This window comes from Kitasatospora sp. NPDC059462 (assembly GCF_042749955.1).
Taxonomy (GTDB): Bacteria; Actinomycetota; Actinomycetes; order Streptomycetales; family Streptomycetaceae; genus Kitasatospora.
This window is the reverse complement of record NZ_JBHYUU010000089.1, coordinates 1-19,888: the sequence shown is the minus strand read 5'-3', so window position 1 is coordinate 19,888 and position 19,888 is coordinate 1. Positions and strand designations below refer to the sequence as shown.

The 19,888-nt window shown below is 75.9% G+C and carries 19 protein-coding genes; 10 read left to right on the top strand and 9 right to left on the bottom strand.

Annotation, left to right across the window (positions count from 1 at the left end; genetic code table 11):
- The first annotated feature begins 40 nt into the window (after positions 1 to 40).
- Together ACFXAM_RS22015 and ACFXAM_RS22010 are read left to right on the top strand one after the other, a co-directional pair.
- Positions 41 to 388 (top strand): GntR family transcriptional regulator, encoded by a 348-nt coding sequence (locus ACFXAM_RS22015; protein ID WP_380293745.1) that lies wholly within the window; start codon positions 41 to 43, stop codon positions 386 to 388.
- On the top strand, positions 385 to 1,410 hold the full coding sequence (locus ACFXAM_RS22010; RefSeq protein WP_380293743.1) for a DUF1648 domain-containing protein: 1,026 nt from the start codon (positions 385 to 387) through the stop codon (positions 1,408 to 1,410). Before ACFXAM_RS22015 ends, ACFXAM_RS22010 begins: the two co-directional genes overlap by 4 nt.
- Before the next feature lie 38 nt (positions 1,411 to 1,448).
- On the opposite strand, the gene ACFXAM_RS22005 is transcribed toward ACFXAM_RS22010, so the two are convergent.
- Positions 1,449 to 2,219 carry a LysR family substrate-binding domain-containing protein gene (locus ACFXAM_RS22005; RefSeq protein ID WP_380293741.1) on the bottom strand — a complete coding sequence of 257 codons (771 nt, stop codon included), beginning with the start codon at positions 2,217 to 2,219 and terminating at the stop codon, positions 1,449 to 1,451.
- 58 nt (positions 2,220 to 2,277) lie between these two features.
- On the opposite strand from ACFXAM_RS22005, the gene ACFXAM_RS22000 reads away from it, so the two are divergent.
- Both ACFXAM_RS22000 and ACFXAM_RS21995 read left to right on the top strand, forming a co-directional pair.
- Positions 2,278 to 2,712 carry a DUF5997 family protein gene (locus ACFXAM_RS22000; RefSeq protein ID WP_380293739.1) on the top strand — a complete coding sequence of 145 codons (435 nt, stop codon included), beginning with the start codon at positions 2,278 to 2,280 and terminating at the stop codon, positions 2,710 to 2,712.
- Positions 2,713 to 3,001: 289 nt separating this feature from the next.
- Positions 3,002 to 3,682 carry a transglycosylase family protein gene (locus tag ACFXAM_RS21995; RefSeq protein ID WP_380293737.1) on the top strand — a complete coding sequence of 227 codons (681 nt, stop codon included), beginning with the start codon at positions 3,002 to 3,004 and terminating at the stop codon, positions 3,680 to 3,682.
- 57 nt (positions 3,683 to 3,739) lie between these two features.
- Here the strand turns inward: ACFXAM_RS21995 and ACFXAM_RS21990 are convergent, their stop codons facing one another.
- Both ACFXAM_RS21990 and ACFXAM_RS21985 read right to left on the bottom strand, forming a co-directional pair.
- Positions 3,740 to 4,156: a cupin domain-containing protein gene (locus ACFXAM_RS21990; protein ID WP_380293735.1), complete on the bottom strand. Its 417-nt coding sequence runs from the start codon at positions 4,154 to 4,156 to the stop codon at positions 3,740 to 3,742.
- A 395-nt stretch (positions 4,157 to 4,551) separates the two neighbouring features.
- Positions 4,552 to 5,556 (bottom strand): MBL fold metallo-hydrolase, encoded by a 1,005-nt coding sequence (locus ACFXAM_RS21985; RefSeq protein ID WP_380293733.1) that lies wholly within the window; start codon positions 5,554 to 5,556, stop codon positions 4,552 to 4,554.
- A gap of 283 nt (positions 5,557 to 5,839) precedes the next feature.
- On the opposite strand from ACFXAM_RS21985, the gene ACFXAM_RS21980 reads away from it, so the two are divergent.
- Genes ACFXAM_RS21980 through ACFXAM_RS21970 form a run of 3 tightly spaced genes read left to right on the top strand, consistent with a single transcriptional unit; the run spans position 5,840 to position 8,677 of the window.
- Positions 5,840 to 6,949: an ABC transporter substrate-binding protein gene (locus ACFXAM_RS21980; protein ID WP_380293731.1), complete on the top strand. Its 1,110-nt coding sequence runs from the start codon at positions 5,840 to 5,842 to the stop codon at positions 6,947 to 6,949.
- 41 nt (positions 6,950 to 6,990) lie between these two features.
- Positions 6,991 to 7,830 carry a helix-turn-helix transcriptional regulator gene (locus tag ACFXAM_RS21975; protein WP_380293729.1) on the top strand — a complete coding sequence of 280 codons (840 nt, stop codon included), beginning with the start codon at positions 6,991 to 6,993 and terminating at the stop codon, positions 7,828 to 7,830.
- Between the two features lie 10 nt (positions 7,831 to 7,840).
- Complete coding sequence (locus ACFXAM_RS21970) at positions 7,841 to 8,677, top strand: GNAT family N-acetyltransferase (RefSeq protein ID WP_380293727.1); 837 nt, start codon at positions 7,841 to 7,843, stop codon at positions 8,675 to 8,677.
- Positions 8,678 to 8,824: 147 nt separating this feature from the next.
- On the opposite strand, the gene ACFXAM_RS21965 is transcribed toward ACFXAM_RS21970, so the two are convergent.
- From ACFXAM_RS21965 to ACFXAM_RS21950, 4 genes are all read right to left on the bottom strand, one after another.
- Entirely contained in the window at positions 8,825 to 10,171 is a 1,347-nt protein-coding gene (locus ACFXAM_RS21965) for a M64 family metallopeptidase (protein WP_380293725.1), read from the bottom strand.
- 83 nt (positions 10,172 to 10,254) lie between these two features.
- Positions 10,255 to 12,225: an amino acid transporter gene (locus ACFXAM_RS21960; RefSeq protein WP_380293723.1), complete on the bottom strand. Its 1,971-nt coding sequence runs from the start codon at positions 12,223 to 12,225 to the stop codon at positions 10,255 to 10,257.
- 290 nt (positions 12,226 to 12,515) lie between these two features.
- Positions 12,516 to 14,768 carry a heavy metal translocating P-type ATPase gene (locus tag ACFXAM_RS21955; RefSeq protein ID WP_380293721.1) on the bottom strand — a complete coding sequence of 751 codons (2,253 nt, stop codon included), beginning with the start codon at positions 14,766 to 14,768 and terminating at the stop codon, positions 12,516 to 12,518.
- Between the two features lie 121 nt (positions 14,769 to 14,889).
- Complete coding sequence (locus ACFXAM_RS21950; protein WP_380293719.1) at positions 14,890 to 15,171, bottom strand: heavy-metal-associated domain-containing protein; 282 nt, start codon at positions 15,169 to 15,171, stop codon at positions 14,890 to 14,892.
- Positions 15,172 to 15,360: 189 nt separating this feature from the next.
- On the opposite strand from ACFXAM_RS21950, the gene ACFXAM_RS21945 reads away from it, so the two are divergent.
- Positions 15,361 to 15,642, top strand: coding sequence for a metal-sensitive transcriptional regulator (locus ACFXAM_RS21945; RefSeq protein WP_380293717.1), 282 nt, complete (start codon positions 15,361 to 15,363; stop codon positions 15,640 to 15,642).
- A gap of 62 nt (positions 15,643 to 15,704) precedes the next feature.
- Entirely contained in the window at positions 15,705 to 16,751 is a 1,047-nt protein-coding gene (locus tag ACFXAM_RS21940; RefSeq protein ID WP_380293715.1) for a hypothetical protein, read from the top strand.
- Positions 16,752 to 16,834: 83 nt separating this feature from the next.
- On the opposite strand, the gene ACFXAM_RS21935 is transcribed toward ACFXAM_RS21940, so the two are convergent.
- Positions 16,835 to 17,629, bottom strand: coding sequence for a metal-dependent hydrolase (locus ACFXAM_RS21935; protein ID WP_380293713.1), 795 nt, complete (start codon positions 17,627 to 17,629; stop codon positions 16,835 to 16,837).
- 194 nt (positions 17,630 to 17,823) lie between these two features.
- Positions 17,824 to 19,077: a DUF418 domain-containing protein gene (locus tag ACFXAM_RS21930; protein WP_380293711.1), complete on the bottom strand. Its 1,254-nt coding sequence runs from the start codon at positions 19,075 to 19,077 to the stop codon at positions 17,824 to 17,826.
- A 103-nt stretch (positions 19,078 to 19,180) separates the two neighbouring features.
- On the opposite strand from ACFXAM_RS21930, the gene ACFXAM_RS21925 reads away from it, so the two are divergent.
- On the top strand, positions 19,181 to 19,888 hold a 708-nt coding region (locus tag ACFXAM_RS21925), incomplete at its 3' end, for a GNAT family N-acetyltransferase (RefSeq protein WP_380293709.1).

Here is a 19,888-nt window from a genome sequence, read left to right as displayed (position 1 = left end):
CGTGGCAGGACACGGATATGGTGCTACGGTCACTAGCACCATGCTGCTGAAGCTGGAGACCGGGGACGCGCGGCCGTTGCACGAACAGGTCGCGGCGGCGATCCGGCGCGCCGTCGGGGAGGGCGAGTGCGCGCCCGGGGAACGACTGCCCCCGGCACGGGAGTTGGCGGCGGCGCTCGGAGTGAACGCGAACACGGTGCTGCGGGCACTGCGGGCGCTGCGCGACGAGGGGGTGCTGGAGTTCCGGCGGGGGCGCGGCGTCACGGTCCTCCAGGGCGCCGACCGGCGCGCCGACCTGCTGGACGCGGTGCGCCGACTGGTGGCGGACGCGGAGCACGCGGGCTTCGGCAGGGAGGAGATCGTCGAGATGATCAGGGGGCTGGAGTGAGCGACGGTTCGGGACGGGACACCAGGCCGCACGGCGGGGCGGTGGCGCTCCGGGCCGTCGCGGTGTCCGGGGTGTTCGCGCTGCTGGTCGGGCTGCCGTGGGTGGCGCGGAGCCGGCTGCCGGAGCCGCTGGCCACGCACTGGAGCGGATCCGCGCCGGACGGTTCGATGCCGCTGACGACCGCGGCGCTCGTCCCCGCCGGCCTCTGGGTGGCGGTGGTCGTGGCGGGCGCCGTCGCCCGGTGGCGCGGCGGGGAACAGGCCCGGCTCTGGTCGGCGGCCGGACTGGGCTTCGGCGGGGCCGTGCTGACGGGTGTTCAGGCCTCGATCGTCTCGGCCAACCTGGACCGCCCGAGCTGGCAGGAGGCCCGCCCGGTGGGAGCCGAGGCGGCGCTGGTCCTGGCCGCGGCCGTCGGGGCGGGCCTGCTGGCCGGGTGGCTCGCCCGGCGCGGCGGGCCGGGGCCGCGCGCCGTGACGGCCGCCGACGAAACGCGGCTCGAACTCCCGGACGGGCAGCGCGCCGTCTGGCTCTCCCGGGCGGTCAACCCCTGGCTCGGCCGGCTGGCCGCCGTCGCCGGGCTGGGCGCCGTGGGTTCGGCGCTGGGCGCCGTCGCCGGGCTGGGCGGCCCGGCCTGGGCGGCGGCCGCCCCGCCGGCGGTCGTCGCCCTGGCCGCGGGCGGCTGCTCGTCGGTGCGGGCGCGGGTCGGCGAGCAGGGCCTGACGGTGGCGTTCGGCCCGCTCGGCCGGCCGTCCCGGCACTGGGCGCCGGAGCAGATCGCCTCGGCCCGGGCCGAACGGCGCACCCCGGCCCAGGTGGGCGGCTGGGGCTACCGGCTGAGCGGCCTGGGCACCACGGTGATGCTGCGCCGCGGCGAGTGCCTGGTGATCACGCCCCGCACGGGCGCGGACTTCGCGGTGAGCGTGGACGACGCCGAGCGCGGCGCCGCCCTGTTGAACGCCGTGATCGCCCACCGGAACGCCCTCGACGGACAGGCCGACCGGCCGCCGCGCAGCACGGATTGACGCCCCGTCAGACCTGCCGGATCCCCCGGCGCCGGGGGTCAGCCGCGGCGCTTGGGGCGGCCGCGGCGGGGGGCGTTGCCGGAGGCGCCGCGGGAGCGGGCGGCGCCGGTGGTGCGGGTCGGCGACGGGCGGCCGCCGGTGCTCCTGCCCTTGGCGGAGCCGGGCTGCTGCTGCTTCGCCGGGGTGGGGGCGGTCTGGCCGCGGCCGCGGGAGCTGTTGACCGTGCGGCCGCGGACGATGCCGATGAACTCCTCCACCAGGTCCGTGGTCCGGTCCTCCAGCCAGGACAGCGCCACCCCGGACTGCGGGGCGTCCGCCATCGTCCGGTAGGTGAGGTCGCGCCGGTGGTGCAGGCGGGCCAGGGACTGCGGGACGAGGAGCACGCCGACACCGGCCGCGACCAGTTCGATCGCGTCCGCCGTGGTCGCCGGCCGCTCGATGGCCGGGCGGCCGGGCAGCTGCTCCCAGACGAGGGTGTCGTCGAGCGGGTGGAAGACCACGTCGTCCGCGAGGTCCTCGACGGTGACCTCCTCGGCCGCCGCCAGCCAGTGGTCCTTCGGGAAGACGACCACGGTCGTCTCGGTGTACAGCGGGATGGCGCTCAGGCCGGTCCGGTCGACCGGCAGCCGCACCAGGCCCGCGTCCGCGCCGCCCGCGCGCAGCGTCGGCTCGCCGTCGGCGGCTTCCACCGCGACCAGGGCGAGCGGAACGTCCGGCAGTCGTTCCGACCAGACGCGCGCCCACTTGCCGGGGGTCACTCCCGGGACGTAGGCCAGCCGGAACGAGGGTGTCACCTGCATCTCTGTCACCCGACCAAGGCTACCGACCGTGACGGGGAGCGTCGGCCGCTCGCTTACCCTGGTGACCATGACATCGCTCAAGCAGAAGACCACGCAGACCATGAAGCCGGCGACGGCGGCGAAGAAGCTCGGGGTCTACCTCGGCGCCACCCCCGCCGACTTCCAGTCGGGCGTGATCTCCCGCGAGGAGCTCACCGCCCTGCAGACCACGCCGCCGCAGTGGCTGCAGGACCTGCGCCGCAACGGCCCGCACCCGCGCTCCGTGGTGGCCTCGCGGCTCGGCGTCTCGGCGTCCGGCCTGGCGCGTGGCGGCATCACGGAGGCGCTCACCACCGAGCAGATCGAGGAGCTGCGCGAGGAGAACCCGGAGTGGCTCCAGCGCGAGCGCACGATCCAGCTGGAGGTCCGCAAGGAGACCGTCCGGGTCAAGGAGAAGCACGAGAAGGACGAGAAGCGGCGCAAGCAGGCCGCCGCGGCGGCCGAGCGGCAGCAGACCCGCTGACCCGGCAGGCCCGCTGACCTGCGGATTCACCGCACTTTCGAATACGCTTCCCGCTCGGCCCCCCGGCGTCCGCGCCGGGGGGCCGTCGTCTGTCCGGGACGGCGGGAGGGAGGCGTGAGCGGTACGGGCGCGGCACGGGCGACGGCCGGGGCCGCCCGGGTGGCGGCGCGGGGCCGGGCGGGTGACCCGCCCGACGTGTCGGCGGCGAAACCGCGCCCCCGGTGTGCGTCGGTGGGAACGCGCCGCTCCCGAGCGGCGCAAGCCCTGTCTCCGGACCTGAGAGCCGCCCATGCCCCCCACCGCGCACCTGCGCCGCCTGCTCCCCACCGCCGCCTGCACCCTGGCCGCAGCCGTCCTCGCCGCTCCCGCGGCACACGCCGCGCCACCGGGTCGGGGAGGTGGGGCGGGCACCGATCGGGGGGCCGTGATCGACTGGGACCGGGTGGCCGCCTGCGAGAGCAGCGGCAACTGGCGCATCAACTCCGGCAACGGCTACTTCGGTGGTCTCCAGTTCGACCAGCCGACCTGGCGGGAGAACGGCGGCCTGGCCTACGCGCCGCGCGCCGACCTCGCCAGCCGCGAACAGCAGATCGCCGTCGCCGACAACCTCGCCGCACGGCGCGGGCTCAGCCCGTGGCCGGTCTGCGGCACCCGCGCCGCCCGCACCAGCGAGCGGCCGCCGGTGAAAACCCGGCCGGCCGAGAAGAAGGCGCCCGCCGAGAGGAAGGCGCCCGTCGAGAAGGAGGAGACCACGACCGCCCCCGGAACGTCCGCGGAGACCTCCGCCGCACCTCCCCCGGCCGACGGGTCCGGCATCTGGACGGTGGTCCCGGGCGACACCCTGGAGAGCATCGCCGACCGGTTCGGGATCCCCGGCGGCTGGCCGGTGCTGTACGAGCGGAACCGCACCCTGCTCGGCGAGGACCCGGACCTCATCCAGCCCGGCCAGGACCTGGTCCTGCCGATCTGAGCCGTCCGAGCCGCCCCGAGCCGCTCGACGGAGGCCCGCCCCGGGCCGCCGGCCCCGTCAGCCCACCGTGGGCTGCCAGGGACCGCGCTCGGGGCGGGCCTCCGTGGTCGAGCCGTCCGGCCAGGGCGGCATGGTGACGGCGACGATCCGCAGCGGGCCGGGGCTGTCCTCCTCGGCGCGGAACTGGAAGGCCGTCCCCAGCGGCACCGAGACCGACGTCCCCGCGCACAGCGCGTCCACGCTCTCCCGGCCGGACTGCCGCCGCCAGATCCGCCCGCGCCCGGCCGTGACGTACCAGAGCTCCCGCACGGTGGCGTGCGACACCGCCCGGGTCACCGCACCGGGGGCGAGCTCGAAGACGGCCTGGCTGCCGAGGCCGTCCAGCGCCAGCAGCGGCCTGACGACGGCGCCGTCCGGGGCGAGGACGACCGGGGCGTCCCCGGCCTGCGCGGTGCGGAACGGTTGCTCGTCCATGCGAACCCGACCCCTCTCGGCTCCGGCAGGCCCCCACCCGCCCCTCGTCGCGATGGGACCACACGCCGGCCCGTCCCGCCAGAGCGCCGCGCGGGGCCGCAGACCGGGGCGGCGTCAGCCGACGGACACCTCCACGGCCCACCGCCCGACGACACCACGCGACCACACCCCCCGCCACAACGCCGCACGGGGCCGGGGCGGCGTCAGCCGGTGGACACCTCCACGGCCCACGGCCGAACAACACGACGCGACCACACCCCGACCCTCCCGCCACAACGCCACACGGGACCGGGGCGGCGTCAACCGACGGACACCTCCACGGCCCACCGCCCGACGACACCACGCGACCACACCCCCCGCCACAACGCCGCACGGGGCCGCGGACCGGGGCGGCGTCAGCCGGTGGACACCTCCACGGCCCACGGCCGGACGAAGGGCCGGTTGAGGTGCGCGGTGGCGAGCACCGCGCCGCTGCGGCGGGCGTCGTCGAGGAGCTGTTCGCGGCTGCGGCGGGCCGTCGCGGGATCGGCCTCGTAGCGGTAGCCCACGGCGGGCGAGGCCAGCTGGACGGCGTGGACCAGGACGTCCCCGGTCACCAACAACCGGTCGCCGCCGCCCTCGACCAGCACCGACTGGTGGCCCGGGGTGTGCCCGGGGGTGGGCAGCAGGGTGATGGCGCCGCCGGGACGGCCCCGGCCGGAGAGCACCGTGCGGCCGTCCACCTCGTCCAGCCGCCCGGCCCGGAGCAGCGGTTCGACGACGTAGGTGCGGGCCGTCCGGGTCGGCCCCAGGGCCGCGACCTCGGCGTGCTGCACCAGGTAGCGGGCGTTCGGGAACACCGGCGCGCCCTCGGGGGTGACCGACCAGCCGTAGTGGTCCTCGTGCAGGTGGGTCAGGACCACCGCCTCGACGTCCGCCGGGGCGATCCCGGCCCGCGCGAGCACCGCGGGCAGCCTGCCGGGGACGGGAGCCCAGCCGGAGGCCGGGCTGCCGACCGGGCCGATGCCGGTGTCGACCAGGGTGACCCGGCCGCCGGGGCGGCGGACGGCGTAGCAGCGGAAGTCCGGCTCCCAGGTGTCGCCCGGGCCGAACGCCGCCGGGTCCAGACGGCGGGCGCGCTCCCAGTCGGCGGCCGTCGCGTCGGGGAAGGCGGCCTGGCGGGTTCCCGGGAAGGGGCCGTGCGCGTCGAGCAGGGCCAGCACCTCGTAGCGGCCGAACCGCCGCACGGCGACGGCGGACCCGGTGGGCGGCGCGGCGACGGCGGGCGACGGCGCGGCCAACGGCGGCAGCGCCATCGCACCGGCGAGGGCGAGCGCCCCGCGCAGCACCCGGCGCCGGCCGGGCGCGGCGGAGGACGTGGAGGACGTGGAGGACGCGGAAGGGGTGGTCGGATCGTTCACCGGGACTCCTCGCTCGGGGCAGTGCAGCACGGGGGCCGACGGACCGGGCCGGCGCCCCGACCCCCGTCCGGGGCGCCGGCCACCTCCAGCCTCCCGCCGGGCCCGCCCCCGCGGCTTGTCGTTTCTTGCGCGATCGCGATCCGCTCCCCGCCCGGGCGGGGCGCCGATAATCGCTTGCTTCCGGGCGGTGGTCGTGGCTGCAATGTCGGGCATGATCACGGGCCGCGGCGCCCTGCGGTCCGGGCCCGCCGCCACCGACTCGCCACCCGGGAGACACCGACCCATGAGCCCGTCACCCTCACGACCCGAAGCGCAGCGGACCGACGGGCCCGACGGCCCCGACGGCGCGTCCGTGCGGATCGGCGCGCTCGTCCCGCTCACCCGGCCCGGCTGGGCCGAGGCGGGCCGGCACCTGCTGGCCGGACTCGACCTGGCCGTCGCCGAGGTGAACGCGGCCGGCGGGATCGCCGGACGGCCGCTCGAACTGGTCGTGCGGGACACCGCGGCCGATCCGCAGCGGGCCGCGGCGGCGGTCGACGAACTGGCGGCCCTCGGGGTGGCCGCCCTGGCCGGGGAGTACCACAGCGTCGTCGCCCGCACCGTCGCCGCCCGGGCGGACGCGCTCGGCCTGCCGTTCCTCTGCTCGTCGGCGGTCCTCGACGCGCTCACCGACCGGCCGACCGACCGGGTGGCGCGGCTCGCCCCGGCGCAGTCCCACGGCTGGCGGATCTACGCGGACTTCCTGCGCGACGCGGGTCACCGCCGGATCGCCGTGGCGGCCGAGCCCAGCGCCTACTGGGCGTCCGGGACCGGCATCCTGCGGGACCACCTCGGCGCGAGCGGCGGCAGCCTCGTCGAGCTCGACGCCCGTGCCCTGTCCCCCGCCGCCCTGGCCGACGCGCTCGCCGACAGCGGGGCGACGGCCCTGCTCCTGCTGACGGGCACCCCGGAGCCGGCGGTGCCGATCGTCCGGGCCGTCCGCCGCGACCGGCGCCTCGCCGGGGTGCTGATCGGGGCCCCGGCCGGCCAGCCGGAGTTCGCCGAGTGGCGGGCCCTGCTGGGCGACGACGGCGCCGCCGTCCCGTTCCTGCGCTACCTGCCCGAGCAGCCGGGGCCGCTCGGCGCACGCGTCGGCGCGGCGCTGCGCGAGCGGCTGGCGCAGGCACCGTCCTTCGTCGCCTTCGAGGGCTACGACACGATCACCGTCCTCGCGGAGGTGCTGCGCTCCCCCGGCGCGGACTGGCGGCGCGTGGCGGTGGAGGGGACGCGGGGGCCGGTCCGGTTCTCGCGCACGCCGGGCGTCGGCGTCTGGCAGTGGGTGTGGCCGCCGGTCCAGGTCGTCGACCGGGATCCCGCCGACCCGGACAACTTCCGGATCCTGCACACCGGTTGAGCCGGAGGGTGGTCCTCGGAGGGAGCGGGTAGGGTGCGGGCATGGCGGTGGAGCGTGCGTGCCTGCTGGACGAGGGCGACCTGTACGTCGCCGATGTGAGCTGCCTCGATCCGCCGCACGGGTGGACGGACCTGCGGCCGGCACCGGTGTTCGGGCTGGCGCTGGTGCGGCGCGGGATGTTCCAGGGGCGCGCCGACGGGGTCGAGCAGGTGCTGGACCCGGCCTGCGTGTACGTCGAACGGATGGGCTGCGAGCAGCAGTTCGCGCATCCGCGGGGCGGGGACGTCTACACCGAGGTGCTGCTCTCCGAGCCGCAGGTGGCCGCCCTGCTGGGCGGCGACCCCGAGGTGCCGCAGGGGCTGGTGTTCACCACGGCCCGGATGGCGGTGGCCCACCGGCTGCTGACCGCCCGGGCGCGCGACGGCGCGGACTCCTTCGAACTGGCCGAACGGACCCTGGCGTTGACGGGTGAGGTGCTGTCGGCCCTGGCCCCGGCGGCCCGGGTCGAGAGCGGCCGACCGGCCCGGGACGCCGCGCGCCGGCAGCTGGTGGACGCCGCGCGGGCGGCCCTGGCGGCCGACCTCGGGCTCGGGCTGGACCAGCTGGGGCGGGCGGTCGGCTGTTCGCCGTACCACCTGAGCCGGATCTTCCGGGCCGCGACGGGCGAGGGCATCGCCCGCTACCGCAACCGGTTGCGAGTCGCCCTCGCGCTGGAGCGGCTGACCGAGGGTGAGACGCGACTCGCGCTGCTGGCCCAGGAGTTGGGCTTCAGCGACCAGGCACACCTGACCCGGGTGATGCACCGGACCGCCGGTCTGCCGCCCGGCCGGCTGCGTGCGCTCCTCGGCCCGGCCGACCGGGGAGCGGACGGGCGGGCGTAGGCTCGGCGGGGTGTCCTCCGATTCCGCTCCTTCGGCCTCGTCCGCCCCTTCGGCAGCCTGGGCCCCGCTGACCAGCCTGCACGACCGGGCGGTGCTCGCCGACCGGTTCGGCCGCGACCCGGAGCTGCACCTCTTCGAACTCGGCGATCTGGACGAGCCGTTCTGGTCGCACACCGCCTGGTACACCGCCTCGGCGGACGGCCCGGTGGCACTGCTGTACACGGTCGGGGAGGTGCCGACCCTGCTCGGTCTGGCCCGGTCCGAGCGCACAGGCGAACTGGCCGGGCTGTTGCGGGCGATGCGGCCGGTCCTGCCCCGGCGCCTGCTCGCCCACCTCACCACCGGCGGGGTGGACGCCCTCGCACCGGCCTACCGCGCCGAACGGCGGACGGCGATGCTGCGGATGGCGCTCACCGACCGCACCGCCCTCGCGCCCCACCTCGGGCGCGGCGCCGGGCTGCTCGGCCCGGCCGACCTGCCGGACCTGCTCGCCCTGTTCGCCGCCGGGTACCCGGGCAACTGGTTCGACGAACGGATGCTGACCGCGGGCCCGTACGTCGGGATCCGGGACGACGCGGGCCGGCTGGTCGCGACCGCCGGGGTGCACGTCTCCTCGCCGCGACGTCGGGTGGCGGTGATCGGCAACGTCACCACCCACCCGGACGCCCGCGGCCGGGGCCTCGCCGCCGCCTGCACGGCCCGCCTGTGCGAGCTCCTCGCGGAGGGCGGCGCCGACCACATCGGCCTCAACGTCCGCGCCGACCACCCCACCGCCCTCGCCCTCTACCGCCGCCTCGGCTTCACCCCCGTCACCCCCTACGACGAGACCGTCCTCACGGCGGCCTGACGCCGCGCCCCGGAGCAGAAAGTCGGCCCCGCCGACCCTGCGCGCCGAAGGCCGGGCGGGGCCGTGGCCCGGGAGTGGGAAGTCGGACCCGCCGACTTCTCGTGCCGCAGGCGTGCGGGTGCGGGCGGCGGGCCGGGGAGGGCCCGGTCAGCGGGTGACGGGCCAGGTGAGGGTGGCGGTCAGGCGGGGGCGGAGGGTGGGGTCGAGGACGGCGGGGGTGGGGTCGGTGGCGGTGGCGGTGAGGGTGTGGACGCGGCCGGGCGGGCCGGGGAGGGGGGCGGTGGCCAGGTTGACCGACGTGCGGCCGCGCCACTGCGGCAGCTCACGGCCGTCCACCGACCAGCGCAGCACGGTGCCGGTGACCGGGAGGTCGACGGTGAGGCGGTCGGCGCGGGTGAGCGGGGTGCCGGCCGGGGTGGGGCTGGTGAGCGGGACGGCGTGCCGGTAGAAGCCGGCGATCATCGCCTCGCGCCCGGGCAGGTTGAACTCCCGCCCCAGCGACCGCATGATCGAGTTCTCGGTGGGCCGGTACAGCCCCTTGGGGTAGTAGCCGCCGCCCTCGTAGCTGCCGACCACTCCCCCGTCGGGCGAGGTGCGGCCGAGCCAGCGGTACCACTTGGCGTGGTCGCGGGCCAGCCGGTCGGCGGTGGACATGCTGATGTTGGGCTCGTCCGGCTCGCCCAGTTCGGCCGGGTAGACGTCGTCGCCGTCGTAGAAGTACTCGTCGGCGAGCTTGCCGAGTGAGTGGCCGGTCTCGTGCACCGCGATCTGGCCCGCCCTGGGGTTGCCGCCCGCCACGGTGGCGATGCCGTCGTAGCCGAGCGGGGAGGCGACGTTGTACCCGGCGCCGCCGTACTTGGCGGTGTTGGCGACGACGAGCACGAGGTCGGCTTGCGGGGCCTTGGCGGCGTAGGTCTCGACGGCCGCGGTGTCGACGCAGAGCAGGCGTTCGATGTCCTCGCACCAGAAGTAGGAGCCGAGGGCGGTGTCCCGGACGGTGGCGCGGTCCGGATCGCCGGTGATGCCGGACTCGGCGGAGACGGTGGCGACCGCCCAGACGTTGAACAGGCCCCGGTAGGCGGCGTACGGCTCGACGGCGCTCAGCTCCTGCCACTTGGCGAGGGCGTCGGCACGGAACTTCTGCTGCTCGGCGGCGGTGTAGCCGTCACCGATGACGACGACGTCGACCTTGTCCGCCGGCTCGCCGCCGCGCAGGATCGGCGTGACCTCGCCGTCCCCGGGGGCGGGCGCGAGTCCGGGCCGGCCGCCGGTCAGGTACGGGGAGGCGGCGGGCACGGTGGCCCGGCCGATCGAGCCGTCGTCGCCGAACACCTCGACACCGTGCCGCGGACTCCCCGGGGCGGCGGCGACGCCCGGGGAGCCCGCGCCGGCCGGGGCGGCGACCGGGGAGGCGGCGACGGCCGGGGCGGTGCCGAGGGCGGCGAGGGCGAGGGCCCCGGTCAGGGCGATCGAACCGAACCTTCGATGGCGCACGGGCGTTGCTCCTCTGCGGAAGGGCGGGGCGGGGCCGGCGGGGCCGCCATGGTAGGCATCTGACGCCCCATCGGCACAACCCCTCAGCCGACGTGCACCCGCGGGCGGCGGGAGCGGTCCGGCTCGGCCTCGCGCAGGACCTCCCTGGTGACCGGCGCGACCTCGCCCTGCCCGAACAGGAAGAACCGCAGGAACTGCGCGAACGGATTGCCCTCGGTCCACTCGAAGTAGATGTGCGGCTGCTGGCCGGTGCGGTCGCGCACGGTGAGGAGCAGCGCGGCGAGCGCGTTGGGGACGCTGGAGCTCTCCAGCGAGAGCACCCGGTAGCGGTCGTGCAGGACCTCGCCGTGCACGGTGAGCACCGCCTCGAACTCGGACGGGTCACGGACCGTCACCTCGACGAAGACCAGGTCGTCCTCGGCGGGGATGTCGTTGTCGGCCCGGATCTGGTGCTTCTTCGCCTGGTACTCGGCGAGGTCGCGGCGCTTCGGCTCGTTGGCGATCAGCCGCAGCGGCCGGTGGGTGTAGTCGCGCACGAAGCGCTCGGCGGCCTCGTCGAAGACGACGTCGGTGACGCGCAGTTCGAAGGCGCGCTTGAGGCGGGAGAGGAAGGAGACGAGCATGATGGCGGCGATGAAGCAGGCGCCGATCTTCACGCCGTCGGGGCGTTCGGCGATGTTGAGGGCCGTGGTGTAGAGGAAGACGGCCGCGATGGCCGCGAAGCCGATCGTCCAGCGGTGCTGGCGGGCGGCGCGGGCCGCGATGGTGACGGCGATGGCGGCGGAGCTGATCAGCACCAGGACGCCGGTGGCGTAGGCGCCCCCCTGCGCGTCCACGCCGGCGTCGAAGATCCAGGTGACCAGGAAGGCGATCAGGGTGAGCACGATGACCATCGGCCGCACCGCCTTCGCCCAGTGCGGGGCCATGCCGTAGCGGGGCAGGTAGCGCGGCAGCAGGTTGAGCATGCCGGCCATCGCGGAGGCGCCGGCGAACCAGAGGATGGCGATGGTGGAGAGGTCGTAGACGCTGCCGAAGGTGTTGCCGAGGTACTCGTGGGCCAGGTAGGCGAGCGCCCGGCCGTTGGCCTGGCCGCCCTTCTCGAAGGCCTCCTTCGGGATCAGCAGGGTGGTGATGAAGCTGGTGGTGATCAGGAAGACGCTCATGATCAGGGCGGCGGTGGTGAGCAGCTTGCGGGCGCCGCGGATCCGGCCGGTGGGCTTCTCCTCGGTGTCGTCGGGGTCGCCCTCGATGTGCGGCATGACGGCGACGCCGGTCTCGAAGCCGGAGAGGCCGAGCGCCAGCTTGGGGAAGGTCACCAGGGCGACGCCGACCATGGCGAGGACGTTGCCGTGTTCGGCGGTCAGCGCGTCCGCCCAGTCCCCGACCACGTGCGGGGACCGCAGCACGTGGTAGAAGCCGGTGACGACGACGACCACGTTGAGCGAGAGGTAGATCCCGACCAGAAAGACCGCCAGCCCGATCGCCTCGCTGAAACCCTTGAGGAAGACACCGCCGAGCAGGGCGATCAGCACCAGCGTGATGGGGACCTGGCGGCCGGTCAGGGCGTCGTGCAGGTGCGGGTTCTCGACCAGGTGGGCGGTGGCGTCGGCGGCGGACAGGGTGATGGTGATCATGAAGTCGGTGGCGGCGAAGCCGAGCAGGGCGAGGACGAAGAGCTTGCCCTGCCAGAACGAGAGCAGGCGTTCCAGCATCGCGATCGAGCCCTCGCCGTGCGGGCTCTCCCGGGCGACCCTGCGGTAGACGGGCAGGGCGCCGCAGAGGGTGACGACGACCAGGACGACGGTGGCCACCGGGGAGAGCAGGCCGGCGGCGAGGGCGGCGATGCCGGGCTGGTAGCCGAGGGTGGAGAAGTAGTCGAGGCCGGTCAGGCACATCACCCGCCACCAGGGGCGGCCGCGTTCGGCGGGTGCCTGGGCGTGCGGTCCGGGGTGCTGCTTGGCCATGTCGGAGAGGCCTTCGAGCAGCCAGGCCCGGAACCGCCGGCCGTGCCCCGGGGCGCCTTCGCCCGGGCCCTCCGTCGCCGAGGAAGCCACCCTGCACCCCTTGTCCACGGTCCCGAGAGCCGTCCGGCCGACGGCGGGGCGGCAAGGCGCCAGGCTATGTCACCGGGCCGCCGACCTGCGGGAACGCCTCGGCGGTGTCCCCTCATCGGGCCAGTGCGGCTCCTCGGGCCGGTGCGGCCGGGCGGCCCGGGGCGGCCGGCCCGGGGCGTGCGGGCGGACACGCCCGAGCCCCCGGAACCGGGTGGTTCCGGGGGCTCGCGGGGACCGGCGGGCGGGATCCGGCGGACGGGATCCGGGGGCGGGATCGGCGGCCCGGAGGGTCAGCGGAAGGTCCGCAGCCGGAGGCTGTTGCCGACCACGAAGACCGAGGAGAAGGCCATCGCCGCGCCCGCGATCATCGGGTTGAGCAGGCCGGCGGCGGCCAGCGGCAGGGCGGCGACGTTGTAGCCGAAGGCCCAGAAGAGGTTGCTCTTGATGGTGCCCAGGGTCCTGCGGGAGAGGCGGATGGCGTCGGCGGCCGCGCGCAGGTCGCCGCGGACCAGGGTGAGGTCGGCGGCCTCGATGGCGGCGTCGGTGCCGGTGCCCATGGCGAGTCCGAGGTCGGCCTGGGCGAGCGCGGCGGCGTCGTTGACGCCGTCGCCGACCATCGCGACGACCTTGCCCTCGCCCTGCAGCCGCTGGACCACCGCGACCTTGTCCTGCGGCAGCACCTCGGCGATCACGTCCTCGGCGGGGATGCCGACCTCGGCGGCGACGGCCTCGGCGACCAGCCGGTTGTCACCGGTGAGCAGCACCGGCCGCAGGCCCAGGGCGCGCAGTTGGGCGATCGCCTCGGCGCTGGTGGGCTTGACCGCGTCGGCGACCTCCAGGACGGCCCTGGCCTCGCCGTCCCAGCCGACCGCGACGGCGGTGCGGCCGGCGGCCTCGGCGGCGCGCTTGGCCCCGGCGAGCGCGGCGGGCAGGTGCTGCGACCACGCGGCGAGCAGGGACTCGCGGCCCGCGACCACCGCGTGGCCGTCGACGACGCCCTGGACGCCGAGGCCGGGGACGTTCTCGAAGCCCTCGACGGCGGGCAGGGTGCCGAGGCGCTCGGCGGCGGCGGTGGCGATGGCGGCGGCGATCGGGTGCTCGGAGGCGTGCTCCAGGGCGCCGGCCAGACGCAGCGCCTCGTCCTCGGTGACGCCCTCGGCGGTGCGCACGGCGAGCAGGGTCATCCGGCCGGTGGTGACGGTGCCGGTCTTGTCCAGGACGACGGTGTCGACCCGGCGGGTGTTCTCCAGCACCTCGGGGCCCTTGATGAGGACGCCGAGCTGGGCGCCGCGGCCGGTGCCGACCATCAGGGCGGTCGGGGTGGCCAGGCCGAGGGCGCAGGGGCAGGCGATGATCAGCACGGCGACGGCGGCGGTGAAGGCGGCGGTCCAGCCCTCGCCGGTGCCGAGCCAGTAGCCGAGGGTGGCCAGGGCCAGGGTGATGACGATCGGTACGAAGACGGCGGAGATCCGGTCGGCGAGCCGCTGGGCGGCGGCCTTGCCGCTCTGGGCGTCCTCGACGAGCCTGGCCATCCGGGCGAGCTGGGTGTCGGCGCCGACCCGGGCGGCCCGGACGACCAGGCGGCCGCCGGCGTTGACGGTGGCGCCGGTGACGGTGTCGCCGGGGCCGACCTCGACGGGCACGGACTCGCCGGTCAGCATCGAGGCGTCGACGGCGGAGGCGCCCTCGACGACCACGCCGTCGGTGGCGATCTTCTCGCCGGGGCGGACCACGAACAGCTCGCCGACGGTCAGTTCGGCGACCGGGACGCGGAGCTCGGCGCCGCCGCGCAGCACGGTGACGTCCTTGGCGCCGAGTTGCAGCAGCGCCTTGAGCGCGGCGCCCGCGGTGCGCTTGGAGCGCGCCTCGAAGTAGCGGCCGGCCAGGATGAAGGCGGTGACCCCGGCGGCGGCCTCCAGGTAGATGTTGGACGAGCCGTCGGAACGGGCGATGGTGAACTCGAAGCCGTGCCGCATGTCGGGCATCCCGGCGTGGCCGAAGAACAGCGCCCACAGCGACCAGAGGAACGCGGCGCCGGTGCCGAGCGAGACCAGGGTGTCCATGGTCGCGGCGCCGTGCCGGGCGTTGGTCCAGGCGGCCCTGTGGAAGGGCCAGGCGGCGTAGGTGACGACGGGGGCGGCGAGGGTGAGCGAGAGCCACTGCCAGTTGTCGAACTGGAGGGCGGGGACCATCGCCATGGCGATGACCGGGACGGCCAGGGCGAGTGCGGTGATCAGCCGCTGCCGCAGCGGGGCGAGTTCGTCGGCGGGCTCGGCACCGTCGTCCGGGCCCGCGGCGGACTCGGCGGCGGCGGGGCGGGGCACGGCGGCGGTGTAGCCGGTGGCCTCGACGGTGGCGATCAGGTCGGCGACCTCGACGGCGCCGGTGACGTTCACCTTGGCCTTCTCGGTGGCGTAGTTGACGGTGGCGGTGACCCCGTCCATGCGGTTGAGCTTCTTCTCGATCCGGGCGGCGCACGAGGCGCAGGTCATGCCGCCGATCTGGAGTTCCACCTCGGTGGAGGCGGGCGCCTGGGTGGTCATCTGGGCTCCTCGTGGGTCGTCGGTGGGGCGGTGGGGCGGGCGGGGGTCCGGGGCCCGATACCCCCAGGGGGTTCGTGGAGGCGGCGCCGGCCGGGGGCCGGGCCCCGGACCCGCCGGGCGGTCAGGCCCGGCCGGTGAGCTCGTAGCCGGCGTCGTCGACGGCGGCGCGCAGGGCCGCCTCGTCCGGCTCCGCGGCGGCGGAGACGGTGACCAGGCCGGCCGGGACGTCGACGCGCACGGCGGTGACGCCGGGGAGGGCGGAGACCGCCTTGCCGACGGCCTGCTCGCAGTGGCCGCAGGTCATCCCGGCGACGGCGTAGACGGTGGTGACGGCCGTGGCGGCGGGGTCGACGGTGATGGTCGAGCCGGTGGAGCAGGTGCCGTCGCTGGAGCAGCAGGACATGGGGTCCTCCGTGAGTAGCAGGGTCGCGATACCCGGCGGGGGTATCGGCTGGCGATGACTCCATTTATACCCCTGGGGGGTATGTCCCGCAAGCCCTCGCCCGGGATCGGCCACCCTTGACCCCATACCCCTAGGGGGTATCTAATCAGGGGCGTCGGAGGACCAGCTCGACGACCCCTGGAGATCCCCATGCCCGGCTACCACCACGAGAAGGACCAGGTGCAGCGCAGGCTGCGCCGGGTCGAGGGCCAGATCCGCGGACTGCAGCGGATGGTCGACTCGGACAGCTACTGCATCGAAGTGCTCACCCAGATCTCGGCCGTCACCAAGGCGCTCCAGTCGGTCGCGCTCCAGCTGCTGGACGACCACCTCGGGCACTGCGTCCAGGACGCCATCGCCAAGGGCGGCGCGGACGCCGACGCCAAGGTCACCGAGGCCTCGCAGGCGATCGCCCGCCTGATGCGGGCCTGAACCGCCGTTCCCCCACCAGCCCCCGCCCCACCCGGCCACGCCCGCGCACCGAGGAGTCCGCCATGAACACCGCCCTGAAGATCGCCGCCTTCGCCACCGGCGTGACCACCGCCTTCGGCGCCGCGTACGGCGTCGGCCACCTCACCGGCGACGGGACGCCCGCCGCGCGCCCCACGAACGCCGCGCACGCCGGGCACACCCCGGCCCCCGCCGACACCGGCGCGGCGGGAACCGAAGCGGCAGCAGCAGCCGAACGGCTTCCCGGCGGCCTGCAGATCTCCGAACGCGGCTACACGCTCGCCCTGGAGAACCCCTTCGCCACCGCCGGCGCCCCGGCCGAGCTGAGGTTCCGCGTCCTCGGCGCCGACGGCCGCCCGGTCACCGCCTACCGCCCGGCGCACGAGAAGGAACTGCACCTGATCGTCGCCCCGCGCGACCTCTCCGACTTCCAGCACCTCCACCCGGTCCGGGCCGCCGACGGCACCTGGAGCGCGCCCGTCGCCCTGCCGGCCGCCGGGGAGTACCGGGTGTTCGCCGACTTCACCCCGGCCGACGCCGCCGAGGGCCTGACCCTGGGCGCGGACCTGCACGTCGCCGGCGAGCTGCGCCCGGCCCCGCTGCCGCAGACCGGACGGACCGTCACCGTCGACGGCTACACCGTCACCCTGGACGGAGAGCTCACCCCGGGCCGGGCCGGGCAGCTGACGCTGAACGTGGGCCGGGACGGGCGGCCCGTCACCGACCTCCAGCCGTACCTCGGCGCGGCCGGCCACCTGGTCGCGCTGCGCGCCGGCGACCTCGCCTACCTGCACGTCCACCCCGACGGCCGGCTGCCCGAGGGCGCCGCCACGGCCGGCGGGCCGGCGATCACCTTCACCACCACGGCGCCCAGCGGCGGTGAGTACCGGCTGTTCCTGGACTTCCGGCACGAGGGCACCGTGCACACCGCCGCGTTCACCCTCCCCGTCGGCGGCACCCCGGCGCCCGTCACCCCCGCGCCCGTCACCCCCGCACCCGCCATCCCTGCGCCCGCCACCGGGCCGGCCGCCGGGACCCCGGCACCCGCCGCCGAGCCGACCGGGCACGGCGGTGCGGGCCACCAGCACTGAGAGCGCCCCCGCCCGCACGGCACGGGCCCCGCACCGGAGGAAGTCCTCCCGGTGCGGGGCCCGTGCGCGGGCGGCCCGCCGGATCAGCCGAAGTAGCCGAGCGCACCCACCGCGCACAGTCCGCCGGCGCCCATGAACACCGGCATCAGCACCTTCAGCTCCACCCAGCTGCCGGCCCGGAACCGCATCGCCTTCGGCGGCCCCAGCGGGTACCAGCGCTTGCGGCCGATCGGGATCGGCCACAGCACCGGGCAGCCCGAGACGGTCAGCGCGTCGCCCAGGCAGTGCACCAGCGCGCCGAGGGTGATCGGCAGGCCGATCCACAGGTACTCCTGCCCCGGCTGGTCGAACAGCCAGAGCGCGCCGTTGCCGGGCTTGTCCAGCACACCGGTGATCAGCCAGGTGGAGGCCGCGCCGAGCAGCCAGACCAGGACGTCGCTGGAGACCCGGGCCTGGCGCCACAGCAGGCCCTCGATCGCCAGCACCATGTGCACGAAGAGCACCACCAGCACGCCCCACCGGCCGCCCCACACGGTGACGGCCGACGCGCCCGCGCCGCACAGCACCGCCCAGAGCCAGGTGTGGGTCAGGGTGCGGTGGCCGCCGGAGCGGCGCGGGTCGTGCCTGCTGCGGGTCGCCTTGTACACGGCGTAGGAGAGCTTGTCGATCACCTCGCAGAGGATCCTCGACACCGGGCCGAACGCCCGGGATATGGTCGCCGCCTTGTGGTCGAGGTCCGGCGCCAGCGCGGCGCCCGCGCAGATCAGCGCCCCTGTCAGCAGTACCGGCCAGGGCATCGGTTCGCCCATGGCCTCCGCGATCGCTCCCACGCCCAGCCATGCCGCCGCGCCCGACAACGAATGCGCCGGTCCCATCATCTTCTCGGCTCCCGCCCTCGTCCCGAAGCGCCCGTCGCGAGGGCTTTCGCGAGGGCCTGACCGGGCGGCAGCATAGCCGCCCATGATCGAAAACAGCGGAAGCCACGAATTCACCCGGATGGCGTACGGCAATCAGCCGTGGGAGGGAGACTGCCGAGCAGGGGCGCTGACGGAGCGTCACCGCCGGGGACGGCTCAGCCGCCCGGGCGCGTCGTGCCCGCGTCCGCCGCGCCGCGCAGGCGCGGCCAGGACAGCGTGGTGAGCGCGCGCAGCAGCCACTCCACCGGGCCGTACGGGTGCCGGGCCAGCCACCAGCGGCAGAACACGGCCTGCGCCGCGAACAGCGCGACACCGATCAGCGCCACCCCGGCCGGCGCCACCCGCCCGACCAGCCCGGCCCCCACGCCGGTGAACACCAGCACGCAGACCAGCGACTGCGTCAGGTAGTTGGTGAGCGTCATCCGCCCGGGCGGCGCCAGCACCGCCACCAGCCGCCGCCCGTGCCGCCCGGCGGCCAGCCGGAGCACGGTCGCCGCGTACGCCGCGGCCAGCGCCGGCGCGGTGATCACGTCCACCCCGAGCGCGAACACCTCGGCGGCCGGACCGGGGTGGCCGAGCGCCGACCAGGTGTAGACACCGGCGCCGAGCAGTCCGAGCGGGAAGCCGACGGCCTGGAGCCGGCGCAGCGTCCGGTCGTGGCGGGCGAGGTCGGCCAGGGCCCGGTGCCGGCCGGCCGCCAGGCCGAGCAGGAAGGCCGCGAGGGCCGCCGGGGCCTGGAAGAACACCAGCAGGAACAGCACGTTCGGCAGCTGGTCGAGGTGCGCCCCGACGACCGCCCCGAACCCGCCGCGCAGGGCCTCGGTGGCGCTCTGCGCGTCGGCCGCGGCGGCGGCCCGGTCCCCGCCGTCGGCGCCGCGCAGGGCCAGGGCGAGCAGCCAGTAGGCGGCGGCGGTGACCGCGAGCAGGGCGACGGCCGTGCGCACCGCGGTGCGCGGCCGGATCCGGTGCAGTGCGAGCAGGACCAGTCCGAGCACCGCGTAGGTGGTGAGGATGTCGCCGGGGAAGAGCAGCACGGCGTGCAGCAGCCCGAGCGCGAAGAGGCCGGCCAGGCGGCGCAGGAAGCGCGGGGTGAAGCGGACGCCGCGCCGTTCGGCGGAGTCGAGCTGGAGGGTGAAGCTGTAGCCGAAGAGGAACGAGAACAGCAGGAAGAACTTCGCCTCGAACAGCAGCGCCACCACGGCCCGCACGGCGGTGTCGAGCGGTGAGCCGAAGCCCGGTTCGTCCACGCCGGTGCCGTGGTAGGCGGAGGCGAGGTAGGTGATGTTGACGGTCAGGATGCCGAACAGCGCGAAGCCGCGCAGGGCGTCGACGTCCGCGAGCCGCGTCGGACCGGCCCCCTCGCGGCGCGCTGCGGCGGCGGTGGCCGCCCCGGTTCGGGTCTGCTCCATGGAATCCCCTCCAGAACTATCGCCATAGAAACGCTCGTTTCGAGAATGAACGTTGTAGGGTCGATCACGCAAATCCGGAACGCGACGAGAGGGGCGCACCACCATGGGGAGCGAGGACGGGGGCGGCGGGCCCGCGCTGCTGCGCGCGGTGCCGGCCGGCGCCGAGGCGAGGGTCGCCGCGCTGTACTGGGAGGCCTTCGGCCGCAAGCTCGGCCCGGCGCTCGACCCGCCCGAGGCCGGCCGCGCCTTCATCGCCGGGCACCTCCACCACGACCGGGGGATCGTCGCCGTGCAGGGCGGGGAGGTCGTCGGCGTCGCGGGCTACCGGCTCGGCGGGCGCGGGCTGACCGGTGGCGGCGCCGGTGATGTGCTCGCCGCCTACGGCCCGGTCCTGGGCCTGCCCCGGCTCGCCGTCCTCGCGCTGTTCGAACGCAGGCCCGGGCAGGGAGAACTGGTGATGGACGGCATCGCCGTGGACGCCGGGCAGCGCGGGCGGGGCATCGGCGGACTGCTGCTCACCGAGGTCGCGGCGGTCGCCGCCGAGCAGGGCTGCCACCGCATCCGCCTCGACGTCATCGACGTCAACCCGCGCGCCCGCGCCCTCTACGAGCGCCACGGCTTCACGGCCACCCGCACCGAGCGGACCCCGTACCTGCGGACCCTGCTGGGCTTCGGCGCCGTCACCACCATGCACCGCCCGGTCACCCCGGCGGACGCCCGCGCCCCCCCCGCCCCCCCGTCGAGCACCGGCCCCGCGGGCGCCGCCGGGTGGGGCGGCGCCCCCCCCCGGGGGGCCACGGCGGCGGCCGGC